Source organism: Pseudoxanthomonas sp. GM95 (assembly GCF_900109775.1).
In the GTDB taxonomy this organism is placed as follows: domain Bacteria; phylum Pseudomonadota; class Gammaproteobacteria; order Xanthomonadales; family Xanthomonadaceae; genus Pseudoxanthomonas_A.
Map to the genome: position 1 here is coordinate 1,574,391 of NZ_FOAX01000001.1, position 13,665 is coordinate 1,588,055.

14 protein-coding genes are annotated in these 13,665 nt (G+C 55.1%); 11 read left to right on the top strand and 3 right to left on the bottom strand.

Annotation, left to right across the window (positions count from 1 at the left end; translation table 11 throughout):
- Positions 1-122 precede the first annotated feature (122 nt).
- The 5 genes from BMZ17_RS20855 (at position 123) to BMZ17_RS07325 (ending at position 6,169) form a co-directional block, all read left to right on the top strand.
- On the top strand, positions 123-1,133 hold the full coding sequence (locus BMZ17_RS20855) for a hypothetical protein (protein ID WP_139202812.1): 1,011 nt from the start codon (positions 123-125) through the stop codon (positions 1,131-1,133).
- A gap of 192 nt (positions 1,134-1,325) precedes the next feature.
- Positions 1,326-1,493, top strand: coding sequence for a bacteriocin (locus BMZ17_RS21125; protein ID WP_175485496.1), 168 nt, complete (start codon positions 1,326-1,328; stop codon positions 1,491-1,493).
- A gap of 97 nt (positions 1,494-1,590) precedes the next feature.
- Complete coding sequence (locus BMZ17_RS20865) at positions 1,591-2,697, top strand: MvdC/MvdD family ATP grasp protein (RefSeq protein ID WP_139202814.1); 1,107 nt, start codon at positions 1,591-1,593, stop codon at positions 2,695-2,697.
- 109 nt (positions 2,698-2,806) lie between these two features.
- Positions 2,807-4,057: a putative HlyD family type I secretion protein gene (locus BMZ17_RS07320; RefSeq protein WP_139202815.1), complete on the top strand. Its 1,251-nt coding sequence runs from the start codon at positions 2,807-2,809 to the stop codon at positions 4,055-4,057.
- A gap of 12 nt (positions 4,058-4,069) precedes the next feature.
- On the top strand, positions 4,070-6,169 hold the full coding sequence (locus BMZ17_RS07325; RefSeq protein WP_093137659.1) for a peptidase domain-containing ABC transporter: 2,100 nt from the start codon (positions 4,070-4,072) through the stop codon (positions 6,167-6,169).
- A 315-nt stretch (positions 6,170-6,484) separates the two neighbouring features.
- Here the strand turns inward: BMZ17_RS07325 and BMZ17_RS07330 are convergent, their stop codons facing one another.
- Positions 6,485-6,919, bottom strand: a complete 435-nt coding sequence (locus BMZ17_RS07330; protein ID WP_254775209.1) for a GNAT family N-acetyltransferase — start codon at positions 6,917-6,919, stop codon at positions 6,485-6,487.
- 45 nt (positions 6,920-6,964) lie between these two features.
- Positions 6,965-7,120, bottom strand: a complete 156-nt coding sequence (locus BMZ17_RS07335; protein ID WP_256371049.1) for a type II toxin-antitoxin system TacA family antitoxin — start codon at positions 7,118-7,120, stop codon at positions 6,965-6,967.
- Positions 7,121-7,284: 164 nt separating this feature from the next.
- On the opposite strand from BMZ17_RS07335, the gene BMZ17_RS07340 reads away from it, so the two are divergent.
- Both BMZ17_RS07340 and BMZ17_RS07345 read left to right on the top strand, forming a co-directional pair.
- Complete coding sequence (locus BMZ17_RS07340) at positions 7,285-7,656, top strand: DoxX family protein (protein ID WP_093137666.1); 372 nt, start codon at positions 7,285-7,287, stop codon at positions 7,654-7,656.
- Positions 7,657-7,693: 37 nt separating this feature from the next.
- Positions 7,694-8,521, top strand: coding sequence for an SDR family oxidoreductase (locus BMZ17_RS07345; RefSeq protein ID WP_217645738.1), 828 nt, complete (start codon positions 7,694-7,696; stop codon positions 8,519-8,521).
- A gap of 6 nt (positions 8,522-8,527) precedes the next feature.
- On the opposite strand, the gene BMZ17_RS07350 is transcribed toward BMZ17_RS07345, so the two are convergent.
- Positions 8,528-9,469, bottom strand: coding sequence for a LysR family transcriptional regulator (locus BMZ17_RS07350; protein WP_093137668.1), 942 nt, complete (start codon positions 9,467-9,469; stop codon positions 8,528-8,530).
- 89 nt (positions 9,470-9,558) lie between these two features.
- Between BMZ17_RS07350 and BMZ17_RS07355 the strand changes: the two genes are divergently transcribed.
- From BMZ17_RS07355 to BMZ17_RS07370, 4 genes are all read left to right on the top strand, one after another.
- The gene (locus BMZ17_RS07355) at positions 9,559-10,530 is read left to right on the top strand and encodes a threo-3-hydroxy-L-aspartate ammonia-lyase (protein WP_093137670.1); all 972 of its coding nucleotides are present in this window, start codon (positions 9,559-9,561) and stop codon (positions 10,528-10,530) included.
- 61 nt (positions 10,531-10,591) lie between these two features.
- The gene (locus tag BMZ17_RS07360; RefSeq protein ID WP_093137672.1) at positions 10,592-11,521 is read left to right on the top strand and encodes an ornithine cyclodeaminase family protein; all 930 of its coding nucleotides are present in this window, start codon (positions 10,592-10,594) and stop codon (positions 11,519-11,521) included.
- 150 nt (positions 11,522-11,671) lie between these two features.
- Positions 11,672-12,712, top strand: a complete 1,041-nt coding sequence (locus tag BMZ17_RS20870; protein WP_139202816.1) for a hypothetical protein — start codon at positions 11,672-11,674, stop codon at positions 12,710-12,712.
- Between the two features lie 120 nt (positions 12,713-12,832).
- Entirely contained in the window at positions 12,833-13,606 is a 774-nt protein-coding gene (locus tag BMZ17_RS07370) for an SDR family oxidoreductase (protein ID WP_093137676.1), read from the top strand.
- Positions 13,607-13,665: the final 59 nt, after the last annotated feature.

Consider the following 13,665-nt stretch of genomic DNA (forward strand, 5'->3'; position numbering starts at 1 on the left):
CTGAGGCGGCACATTTTTGGTCTATCTGTGATCAAAAATTAAGCTGTGGCGCGAAGTGAATTCCACTATCAGTCGCTGATACGTGCGCAAGTGGTTGGGTACGAGTAATTAAGAGCCTGAAAATGATCGCTAGATTTCTACGGACCTGTACTGTCCTCACGACGGCAGTTATAGCTGTTTCTGTTTCCACAGCTGATCGCTCGAACGCACGACCTGTTGCAAGCGAAAGCGCCAGGTTGCTGAGTTCACTGGTTTCAAATATCAGTCAAGACAAATGCTCGCCATTAGTAGAAAAAGTAGCTGCACTCGTAGCCTCTACAACAGACGATGCTACGCGGAAATCAGGTATAGATTTCCTTGAATCGAGGACCGAACTCGATGTAAGTCCATATCAGTTCGCTAGGTTGACGGATCAGGCGCTTCAGGAATCTAAGGAGGATCAGTACTTTGGAACCATTGTCGGTGCTGGTGTCACTCCCGATGAAGAATTCCTGTTCAACCGGCATAGAGACAACCTTGGAATCGAGTCCTATGAAATAGAGGCTCGTCTCGCTGAAGATAGGGCGCAGCTTGGCTTGGCAGCACCAACCGCCAGTGCGACTATCTACAAGTGCCTTGATGAGGACATTAAAAATAAAACGAGATTCGAGCTGAAGGCTGTCTCATCTCGATCAGACGAAACAAGGAAGGCTTGGCAGTCCGACGAATTCAAAACAGACACACCATCCTATCTCGCAGCGAAAAAGCAAGACGAGGCTGCTGGAGTATGGATCTCAGAAAAAATTACGAGCAATACTCTCTTTAGCGGAAGCGCTTTGACACGAAGAGACGTATTCGACGTTTTCTTGATGTTTCAGCATTCGGCTGACCTCACACTAATGATAAAAGGATTCGATCAGTTCTCGGAGCAAATGATGGAGCGCAGACTGCCTCGCGAGTGCTATTCCCTGCTCGCTGATCGCACTGCCATGCTCATGAAGAAAGATCAGATATACGGTACTCAGGGAAGGGACAACGCAGATGGTCAAACATCTCCTATCCCTTACTCGAGTCCAAATGAAGTCGATGTCCGGCGCGAACTAATGAATCTCGATCCGATTAAAGAATACTACTCAAAGATCAATAATAAATAGTATGACTTCTGAAGTTGCAGTTTATTGCGATACTTGATCGCAATTACGGCAAGCCAAGCTCAGAGCAACGAATCTTTTGGTAAAAGAGAATTGCCAGGTGTAGTCCTGGTCCTGAGCGCGGAGGTGCTGCGCATTCCCCATGCAAGCAAAGTTCGAAGCTTTCTTGCATCTTTTAACAGAGTGAGAATGATTATGAATACCAATGATAATCGTATCTTGGGATACAAGCTTTCACGCGAGCTTTCCATCGAGGAGTTGAAGAAGGTTTCCGGCGGACTGTTGGCTGCTACGCAGACAACGATTAAGACTGGCACCGATCCGGGCGGCGTGTCGCACGATAGTGTGGACGGCGATAAGTAAAATCGTCCCATCCGCGCGATCTAATTTCGATTTAAATTAGATCTGGGGCGCCTAAAAAGGCGCCCCTCTTAATTTCGGAATCTCTTACAGGTGAAACTTGAGCCTCCTTATCATATCTCATGCATTTGACGAACACGGGATATGCGTTGCTGCTGCCCTGGCGAAGCGCGGGCGCAGGGTTGTGATCTGGCCGCAGCCTCAAATAGCAGGAACACAGCTCGCAAGCGTCTCTCTGGGTAAGTCAGGAACATACTTCTCCATCGAGAGCCGTAGCTACCGGTCCAACTTTTTTGATGCGGTTTGGATGAGACGGCATAGCCAAATCTCATTACCCGAGTGGGTAGTGCAAGAAGACTCGACCTTCGCTGAACAGGAAAATCGGTCCTTTTTTAGATCGATCTGGAGCGCTCTTGACGCCGAAACTAAATGGATTCATTCAATCAGCAACTACCAAAGAGCAGAGACTAAAGTTCAACAATTGCGCACTGCATTAGATGTCAAATTTAAAATTCCCGAAACGCTGGTTAGCAACGCTCCTCAAGAGATTGAAGATTTTGTAGGATCGCTCGAATATGGTGATGGCGCGATCTACAAGACGTTTTACCCAATGGCTTGGGATGAACCAGGTGTTGTCAAGCCAATGTACACGGCGAGCGTAAAAGCATCTGATTTCACTAACCATAGAGTTATATCGGCTGTTCCCGGAATATATCAGCGTAAGGTCAATAAATTATACGAAGTAAGATCGACATTCTTCGGTAAAGAAGATCGGACCATCAAGATCGATTCTCAGCGCTCCGCTCAAGGTGAATTGGACTGGAGAAATATTAGCGTCGTTTCTGAGTACGCATCACCCCACCGCCTTCCAGAGGATGTCAAGCTGAAGTGCTTGGCCTACATGGAAATTTTCCAAATAGAGATCGCCTGCTTTGACTTCATCGTTGACGAAAGAGGTGACTACGTTTTTCTCGAAGCCAATCAGCAAGGGCAATTTCTCTGGGTGGAAATGATTTTGCCGGAAATTAGAATGCTGGACGTTGCTAGCGACTTTTTTTGTGCGCACCTAGCTGGTTCTTCTTTGCAAGCCGAATGCAGCAAAACATCGTTACACGATCTTGTTCGGGAAGAGCTTTACGTAAAAATAAAGGAAGACTTAAAAACCAATAGATTTGTTGATACCCAGGACTACAAGGAACTCATTTAAGAAATTCACCAGTCGCGCGCGATTAAATACAGGCTAGAAAGATCTAGTGTAAATATTTTGATAATAAGATTAATGGGCCGAAGATAATTCGAGAGAAGAGGTTGGCGTCGTGACACTGTTTCGTCAAGAAGCGATAGATGCTCAGAAAATAGAAAAGTATGGTGAGATCAGCCTATCGCCTCCTCGAATTGGATGGCTATTTTTCACTCTCGCTTCGGGGCTGTTAATGGCCATACTCGCACTCGGCTATTTTGGTCGCTATGCAAAAACAGAAAATGTGTCTGGTAGGCTTATGCCTTCTTCAGGTCAATCGTCTATATTCGCAACGAATGCTCGCGGCGGCATCGTTACCTCTGTTCTCGTGCGAGAGGGCCAGATAGTAAAAAAGGGAGAACCAGTTATAAAGGTAACTCTGCAGCGAACAAGCGTAGCGTTGGGTGACACCGGCGAAATTATCTCTCAGCAACTTGAGAGGAAGTCTGCTGATTTGAGAGCTTCCATTGAGTCACAGAAAAATCTAGCTCTTCTCAGAGAGAAGGAGATGAAAGGCCGGATTGAGATCCTTGAACAACGAAAGCTAAGGTTTGATTCCCAAATCCGGACCCAAGAGCAGCGCTATTCTGCGGCTAAAGATATATATGAAGTATGGAGGATAAAGGCTGTTGATGTCATAAGCGGATATCAGCTATCACAACAGCACGACTCGGTACTTCAGCAACAATCCTTGGTGGAAAGTCTCAACGACCAGCGCCTTCAAGTGCTCGCAGATCTAGCGCAGACCCAAGCTGAACTTTCGCAGCTATCAACGAAGACGAACGATCAGATTTCGTTAATTTCCGCACAGCTTGCTGATGTACAGAGCGCGAAAGCAGAGAATGAGCAGACTCGCGCTTTGATTATACGAGCACCAAATGATGGCGTCGTAACTGGCCTGCTCGCGCACATTGGGCAGCCGATAAACGACACTCTGCCGCTAATGTCTATTCTTCCAGATGACGCCAAGCTTGTTGTAGAGCTGTGGGTGCCAAATCGCTCGGTGGGTCTTCTAAAGGCCGGGGATGACGTGGCAATTAGCTATGATGCATTCCCTTCAGATCGATATGGTTGGCAGCCAGGAAAAATTAAATCGATAACGAATGCGTCAATCTCTGCTGCCGAATTGACAAACTTTCTGGGCCATGAAGAAAAGGAAGGGGCATACCGCGTGCTTGTGCAGCCTTCTGTTTCTAGGCGCAATAAGTTTGGAAGCTCTCTTCTTAAACCAGGGATGACTCTATCGGCTAAGATTTCGGTCGAAAATCGGCGCCTCATTGAATGGGTTTTTAAGCCCCGTAGTGAAACAATTAATATTGTCGACTAACAGGCGACACTGATGATCAATGCAAGTTCTTTTGTACCCTGGGCGACAGGTAGTAAAGTGGAAATCATTATGCAGACTGAAGCAGCGGAGTGTGCGCTCGCTTGCATTGCAATGATCGCCAATTATCATGGAAGTAAAGTCGAGCTACGGGCTTTACGACGGCGCTTCAGTTCAACGCTCAGAGGAATGTCGCTCGATCGTGTTATGGATATATCAGGAAGCTTGAACTTCGACTGTCGAGCAATTCGAGCCGAACTGGACTACCTGGAAACCATCAACAATGGGCCAGCCATTTTACATTGGAACATGAACCACTTTGTTGTTCTCGCAGGAACGAAGTCCGGCAAGCTAATTATAATGGATCCCGCACGCGGAGAGCGGCACATGTCGCTCTCTGAAGTTAGTAAGCATTTCACCGGTATACTTCTTGAGTTCAGCCCTGCGTCTTCTTTTAAAAGAATTGAGACTCGGGAGAAAATCCCATTATCGCAGTTGATCGGTAGAGTTTCGGGACTCAAGCGATCATTAGTTCAGGTTTTAGGCTTGGCGCTGGCCATCGAGGTGCTTGGCCTTTGCATTCCACTCCAGGCGCAGTGGACTATCGATCAATACAGCGTGCCAGGCTCGGCGCAGATTGTGACAATTGCTTCTATATTCATAGTAATAGTTGCCATACAAACTTCATTAAACGTGGCGCGTTCGTGGCTAATTAGTTGGATTGGTGTTAATATAAGTTCGCAGTGGATCACAAATATTTTTGGTCATTTGATGCGTTTGCCATTGGAGTTTTTTGAGAGAAGATACTTGGGCGATGTTCTCTCTAGATTCGATTCGATTCACAGCATTCAAGCGACGTTAACTGGAAGCTTTGTCACCGTCTTTCTCGACGGTATTACTGGGACATTGGCATTGACGATGCTTTTTGTCTATAACAGAAATATGGCTTTGTGCGCAATCTTTGTTGCGGGCATGTACGGTATGAGTCGTATTTTGATGTTTAAAATGACGTGGAAGGCAAACGAAGAGCGGCTAATTTACCTCGCCCGGCAGCAATCTGAGTTAATCGAGTCAGTCCGGGGAATACAGGCGATAAAGCTGGCGGGCCGCCATGCCGAAAGGCGTGCTCGCGTTGCGAATACCACTGTTGAAGCTGGGAAGCGGGACTTGATTTCGCAGCGAATCCAACTTGGATTTTCTGCAGCAAGCCAAGGTATTTTCTCGCTGCAACGAGTCTTCTTTTTATCCTTGGGTGCCTATTTAATTTCCGAGGCAGACCTGACTGCGGGCATGTTGGTTGCCACCCTCGCTTATGCAGACCAGTTCTCAGTGCGCGTTGGTGCACTCATAGACAAGCTCGCTGAGTTACGAATAATAAGACTTCATCTTGATCGAATTTCAGACATTGTAACAACAGAAGTAGAAGAGATCTCCCAGCATTCTGGTATTGATTTTGATAGCCCACCAGAGATAAGTATTACAGGGCTAGGTTACCGCTACTCGGAATGGGATCCGTGGATATTTCGGGATCTCAGTTTTACGATCGAATCCGGTCAATCCGTAGCGATCATTGGCGCGAGCGGCTGCGGAAAAACCACACTTGCAAAAATAATTTTGGGTTTGATTCCCGCCAAAGAGGGCGATGTTTTCATTGGAGGATTGAAGAGAAATAAAGGTGCTGGATCATTATCTGTTGGCGTTATCGCGGCAGTAATGCAGGATGACACATTATTTTCTGGAACTATCGCCGATAACGTTTCTTTTTTTGACCCCGAGTCAGATGTTGAGTCGATCAAAAGCGTTGCGCGAACCGCCGGAATCCATGATGAGATAGCTTTAATGCCAATGGGATACGAAACAATTGTCGGAGACATGGGGTCGACGCTCTCTGGCGGCCAAAAGCAACGAATACTTCTTGCTCGTGCACTTTATCAAAATCCGAAGGTTTTAGTTCTCGATGAGGCAACGAGTCATCTGGATAATATAAATGAAAGAATTTCGAACGCCGCGGTAGATTCCTTGAATATCACCAGAATAATTATCGCGCATCGGCTGGAAACGATTGCGATGGCTGATAGGGTCTACGATTTGGCTAAACAGCAGTGGGTCCGATAAATAATCTTTCTAGCTATCAAGCCCCTTGTAGGATTGGGCTGTAGCTTTAGGGATGAGCTTTGGCGGTGCCGCCCACTCAATCATCTTTAGGTCATCTAAATTGTTGAATTCAAAGGTTCCTGTGATGACTGGTTAGGCTGCATAACCGTCGAAACTACCGCCAAAGACAAGGGCAGTTAGATCAACAGTGGTGAACAGAGGTGTTCAACACTGTTCGGTCAGCGGGGCGCTGATCAATCAGCTTGGATGGTACACCACCGCGAACTTGATCGTAGGAATAGCGATCCACGCTTGGGAGAATAAAAGCCCTTAGCATCATCCAAGCGATAGCATGACCGTCATGGAATGGATGGGCGATTCGATGAAGCCGTTCCTGAGATAGAAAGCCTTGGCTTCATCTCTGATCGCATGACATAGCAGCGCACGCGCACCAATGTTCTCGCGCGCCTGCAGGGTGCGCAGGACTGCATCCTTGAGCAGCCCGCGACCAATGCCTTGGCCGAGGTAATCCGCGTGTACGGCCAGGCGGCCGAGGACGATGACCGAAGTCGGATCATGCATGTTGTGACGGATGTGCCCGGGCGCTTGTTCATGCGACACCGCGCCGGCGGCGAGCGCGTAGTAAGCGACGACACGTTGTCCTTCGTCGCACACGACAAAGCAGCGCGATGCGCCGGGCTCCTGGTTTTGGCACGCGCGCTCAATCAGCCATCGAGCGAGCCCCGGCGCAGTGCACTGAAAATCATCCAATCTGTGCTCCGCTAAAAGCGGCGCAGGGCTGCTGAGCCGCAAGACTCAGCGCTCCCAGGGCGAGGGAGTTTCCAGCAGGCGGCGGACCGCCTCGTTCTCGGCCAGCGGCGCGTCAAGCAATGCGTTGAAGCGCTGCAGATCCTGCCGGCTCAGCGAGAACTGGATCTGATTCGCCAAGACCTCGCGCGCCTTCTCGCACACCGTGCGAGCTATTTCGGCATTGTCCGCTTTCGGGAACCAGTCTCTCGCCCCTTGCGATCTTTATGCCCGCGGGCACCTCGGCAAGAATTTTCATCCCGTCAATGGCGCGCACATGTCGCCTTGGCAGACATCGCCGGTCCGCCATCCAAGATCAGGAGCAGTCCATGCGCCGTCCTTCCCTCCCCGGCTTCCTTTCGTTGCTGCTTGCCGCTTTTCTCTTCTTCGGCGCCATCAACAACACGTTTCCGAGCGCGACGACCGTCGCTGACTACGTCCGATGGGGGTATCCGTCCTGGTTCCACTTTGTCACTGCCGCACTGGAGTTCAGCGCGGCGGCTTGCCTAATCGCCGCAGAGACGAGGATGGCAGGCGCCCTGATCGCGACCTTCGTAATGACAGCTGCTGCCGGCACCTTGATCTTCCATGGCAGCGGTCTGGGTGCGGCCCCCGCGATTGTCGCGCTCGGGCTTGCCTTGGCAATCGCATATACGAGCACGCCTCGGCGCCACCCGACCCCAACCACAGAGTTGCTTTGACCGACCCCTTCTCCCAACCTGCCATCAAGGATCGAGCATGTCATTGAATCTGAAAGTCGTCGTTCTGGGAGGCGGTGGCCTGATCGGTACGCGCGTGGTCAGCGCGCTGCAGGCAGCCGGCGCCCAGGTAATTGCTGCTTCTCGCCGTACCGGTGTGAACATCCTCACTGGCGAAGGGCTTGAGACCGCCCTCACTGGCGCGGACGTCGTCATCGACACCTCCGATGTTCCGTCCTTCGATCCCTCGTCGTTGGCCAGCTTCTTTGGTGATGCGGCAAAGCATGTTTACCAGGCCGAGCGCGCCGCTGGCGTCCGCCATCACATCTGCCTGTCCATCGTCGGCGTCGACCGGGTCAGGGGCAATCCCTACTTCGACGCCAAGCTCGGACAGGAAGATCTCGTACGCGCGTCCGGCGTGCCTTACACGATCGCGCGAGCGACCCAGTTCTTCGAATTCATGCCCACGCTTGCGACCGGCTTTACCAAGGGTCTGATCACCCATCTGCCGAACGCACAATTTCAGCCGATCGCGGCCGACGACGTCGCCAAGGCACTTGCGTCAATTGCTTTGAACGATCCGCATCACGGTGCGGTCACCATCGCCGGCAAGGAGCACGCGCCTTTCGAGTCGTGGTTCGCACGGCTCTTCACGGCCACCCGGGATCCTCGTCGTGCCATCGCCGATGTCGAAGCAACCTACTTTGGAGGCCCGCTGCAGGACGATTCGATCATCGCGGCGCATCCGGATTACACAGGTCACCTCGGGTTCGACGACTGGATCCTGACCGAGTCTGCCCAGCACGCGCTCAACCACGATCGGCATGCCGATGCGGTGTCGGAGATTAAGCGATCCACCACGGCCTGACCTCCCCTACTTCAGAACGAGTTCGGAGCCTAACGCCCTCAGTGCCTTGATGATCGCCTTGGTTCCTGCAGAGGGCGTCGGGCCCTGGTAGACCGCATGCATCTCTGCCTGCTTCCCGGTGCTGGAGACCACGCGATAACCGGGACAGATCCGGACCAGCCTGCCTTCATCGATCAGCGGCTGCGCCACCCAACTGGCAAGTCGCGCAATGCCCTCCCCAGCAAGGAGCAGTTGCAATACGCCCGATCCAGAACTCACTCGGTGTGTGGCATCGATATGGACACGAACGATCCCTCCCTCTCTTGTTCGGATCAGATGCCAGTCACGGAGCAGCCGAGGGCCGGTATGGATCAGGAAACGGTGGCCCCCCAACACGTCCGGCTGGGTGGGGCTGCCATGGGTCTCCACGTAATGCGGGCTCGCGCACAGAAAGCGGTCGTACTTCCACAGCGTCTGTCCGATCAGGTTGCTACTGAGCGGAAATGCGCCGCGAATGGCGAAGTCCATTCCCGACTGTGCGGGGTCAACAAAGGCATCAGTAAAGGTCACATCGAAATGCAGCCCTGGATGCTTCAGAGCCACACGCGCGAGCGCCTGCGGCAGCACATGCGCCTCCAGCAGCGATGGTGCCGAGAACCTGACCCACCCACTCAGGTCGGAGGCAGCCTGGCTCAGGGTCTCGCTCGCGCCAGACAATTGCCGCAGCGCAGACTTGGCGACCCGGTAGTAGGCCTCTCCTGCCGGCGTCAGCGAGACGCCGCGTTGGCTACGATTGACCAGCTGGTGTCCCACCACCGCTTCGACGCCCTGGATGGCACGGGTGACACCACTGGCACTCATCCCCGTGCTGCGTGCAGCTGCGACGTAGCTGAGCTTCTCGGCGACGGCACAGAACGCTTCAAGATCGGCCAGTCGCAGTTGGTTGGAACGCAGGAGCTCGCGGGCCATCTTTCATTTTCCGCAACACGATATTGCAACCATTCTAGGAGCAGTTGCCTATCGTTTCGGACATTCGCCCCCGCCCAGGAAATCAGCAGATGAACCAGGCCTTGCACCGCGCTCCGACCTTCACCGACGTCCAAGCCGCCGCCTGGCGCATCGCGCCGTATGCCCACATCACCCCGGTGCTGACCTCGCGCACGCTCGATGCATTGACAGGCGCACAGCTGTTCTTGAAGGCGGAGCAGTTCCAGCGCGCGGGGGCCTTCAAGTTCAGAGGCGCCTGCAATGCCATCGCTTCGATGGATACCGAGGCGTTCCACGGCGTGCTCGCGTACTCGTCAGGCAACCACGCCCAGGCCGTCGCCCTGGCCGCGCGCCTGCATGGCACCAAGGCCACGATCGTCATGCCCCAGGACGCACCCGCGGCCAAGGTCGCAGCCACTCGGGGTTACGGTGCGCAGATCGTGTTCTACGACCGCTACAACGAGAGCCGCGAGCAGATCGCAAGCCACCTGGCCGAGACCCATGGTTACGCCCTGATCCCGCCTTTCGACCATCCCTGGATCATCGCAGGACAAGGCACCTGTGCATTGGAGCTCTTCGATGAAGCCGGCCTCCTGGACGTGCTGATCGTTGGCTTGGGAGGCGGTGGACTGCTGGCGGGGAGCTGCCTGACCGCCAACGCCGTCAGACCGGAGTGCAAGCTGTATGGCGTGGAGCCGGAAGCAGGCAATGATGGCCAGCGCTCGTTGCGCAGCGGGCGTATCGTCTCGATCGATCCACCACGGTCCATCGCTGACGGCGCGATCGTGACGCAAGTCGGGCACCACACCTTCCCCATCATCCAGCGCAGCGTCGAAGACATCCTCACGGTCACCGACGAAGAGCTGGTCCAGGCAATGCGTTTCCTGGCCGAGCGCATGAAGCTGGTCGTCGAACCCACTGCCTGCCTGGGGCTTGCCGCCATTCTGAGCGGAAAGCTCGATGTGCGGGGCAAGCGCGTCGGATTGATCCTCAGTGGTGGCAACGTGGATTTGGGCGTGCTTGCTCGACTGTTGGGCGCGTAGCCGCTCGCCACCTGAGCAGGCCACCTTCTCCCTAAGGCCAATAACTGGCCAGGAACTGGACATGAAATTCATTCCCGAAGCCCTCTCTGCCAGTGTCGTCACGCACGCATTGGCCTATGAGGCAGCACGCGGCGCCCTGATTGCTGCATCCGAGGAAAGCACCCGGATCTTCCCCGTCGTTCTGGGCCAGGGCCGCGATGAAGGCACCCGTTTCAGCGTCAAGTCCGCCAGTTCCGGGGAACTCACCGGCCTGAAGATCGGCGCTTACTGGCCAGGCAACGAAGCCCTTGGGCTGCCGCGCCACAACTCCACCATCATCCTGCTGGACCAACAGACCGGCCGGATCGCCTCGATCATCGAAGGCGGCTTGCTCAACGCCTACCGCACGGCCGCTGCCGATGCAGTCGCTGTCGATGTCCTCGCCCGTAAGAACGCTCGCACGCTCGCAATCTTCGGCACCGGGCATCAGGCCGGATACGAGGTGCGCGCCGTCGTCCGGGTCCGGGACTTTGAGCGGATCCTGGTGGTGGGAAGAGATCCACATCGCACCGAGGCGTTCTGCCTGGACCTGATCAGCGCAGGTCTCCCCGCACAGGCCTCATCCGCCGAATCGGCCTGCCTGGCAGCCGACGTCGTGATCACCGCCACCACCGCGCATGCACCGCTCTTCGAAGCCAAATGGATCCAGCCCGGCACCCATATCTCAGCAATGGGGACAGATGGCCAAGGCAAGCAGGAGTTACCACCAGCGCTGTTCAGGACGGCCAAGCTGTTCAGCGACCTGGCAACCCAGTCCCGCCGGATCGGCGAGTTCCAGCACGCCAGCCCCCATCACTTCGTGACCGACATAGGCTGGGTCTTGACCGGCCAGACCAAGGGCCGGGCCTCGTCCTGCGACATTACGGTGTTCGATAGTTCTGGGTTGGCAGTGCAGGACCTCTTCATTGGCTGTGCGGTAACCCGCTTACTCGAAGGAACCGCCGATCCCTGATAGCGCGATTGTTCCCGTTTGGGCAACGCCGCGCTTCCGAACCTACGCCTACCGGTGCCCTACTGGGTTGCTTAGGCTTGCGGGTTGATGCGAAACGCGCAAGATCGCGCTTGGGAAAGGCCTGATGGGAACTTCGACAGGACAGCGCGCATGAGCGCTGATCAATCATTGAGCATGCCTCGTCGCGCTGACCATGCAGGCGCCTGGCTATGGCTGATTCCCGCCTTTGCGTCTTTGCTCTACCCCTGGATCCTGGCAAGTGCGCAACAACAATTTCACGCACATCACGCAGGCGCTGGAGCAGCGCTCCTGCTTGCCAGCGCACTCCCCACGGTTCTGGCCATCGCATGCGCGGCCGTGATGGCGCGCAAGTTATTACTCACCCCAATCCGACGGTTGGGTCTTGAGCTGTGCTGCCTCTACGCGGCCACACCACCTGCCTTCACACTGCTCGGCGTGCTGCTGTATCTCATGCGGATCGATGGCATTGATGACGCGACATGGACAGGAGCGTGGTCTGCACTGACTGCCTACGGCGCGTTGCGCATGGCGACCCACGAGACTGGCGCGCCACGGATACTTCTTACAGATCGGCCGCGCTCGTTGTTGCCCGCGCTCCACGGCATCAGCGCGCTGCTGCTGCTCACGCTGTTCTTGGGACCCCATATCGTCAACCATCTCCTGGGCTTGCTGGGAGAAGACGTCCACCGCGATGTGATGACCTGGCTGCGGCATTTCTATCGCAATGCCGCTGTCCAGCCCGCCTTGGTCGCCGTGTTCGGCTTCCAGGTCATCAGCGGACTGGTGCTGCTGTGCCAACCGCAATCACAGCCAATCAGTCCGTTCCAGGTCCTGCAGCGTGCCTCGGGTCTGTATCTGGCCGTCTTCATTCCGGCGCATCTGAACTCAGTCTTCAATCTGGCACGGCGCAATGGCGTTGAGACCGACTACGCGTGGGCCACCGGCCAGCCCGCCGGACTGCTCGACGACGCCTGGAATATCCGGCTGGTACCGCACTACGCCTTGGCGATCCTGCTGCTTGCGATCCATCTGGCCTGCGCAGTCCGCGTGGTTCTGATGGCACATGGCGTTCGCGAGCGGACCGCGAATGGATGGGCATGGATCCTCATGCTCGCAGGTGGCGTGCTAGATGCAGCCGTCTTGGCGGGGATGCTCGGTATGCGCCTGTGATTGGTGCGGCCACGAGAACAGGACGGTGCTCTAGATAGGCCTACTCGCGCGCGCCATCCATTTCTAGGATGAAGCTGGATTCACTGGCTTTTATCCCGGACAAGCGCCCAGGAGGCACTCATGAAAGTCGTCGTCGTCGGTGGCACAGGTTTGATCGGCAGCAAGGTTGTTGCACGCCTACCCAAGGAAGGACATACCGTGGTGGTCGCCGCACCAAGCACAGGCGTGGACATCGTGACGGGCGAAGGGCTGGACCAAGCACTTTCGGGGGCCAGCGTGGTCATCGACCTGACCAACCCGCCATCCTTTGAAGATCACGCGATCATGAATTTCTACATGACCGCCGGCCATAACCTTTTGGCAGCTGCCGCGCAGGCGCGGATCAAGCACCATGTGGTCCTATCGGTGGTGGGCACCCAGCGCCTCGCCAGTAGCCCCTACTTCCGCGGCAAGATCGCGCAGGAGGAGATCGTCGCCAAGTCCAAGGTGCCTTTCACCATCCTGCACTCAACCCAATTCTTCGAGTTCCTTCCCTCCATCATCGAAGGCGGCATAGAAGACGACGACGTCGTGCATTTGTCCGCCGGACTCATCCAGCCCATCGCGGCAGAAGATGTCGCACTGGCGGTCACGCGCCAGGCGCTGCAGCCGCCGGCCAATGAGATCATCGAAGTCGCCGGCCCCGAACGCGCCTCTCTGGTCGATTTCGCCCAGCGCTATCTGCTGGCCTCCGGTGACTCGCGCAAGGTCGTGGCAGACCAGCATGCCACCTACTATGGTGCCCGACTGCTGAAGGACACGCTGTTGCCGGCACCTTCTGCGTGGCGCGGGTCGACCTGTTTCAATGGCTGGATCGGCCGCCACACAACGGTGCGCCAGACCGCGATCGCCTGATGCCCCGCACAAAGAAAGCCCAGCCCGTCAGGGCCGGGCTTGGTCTCACCGCATCCAAT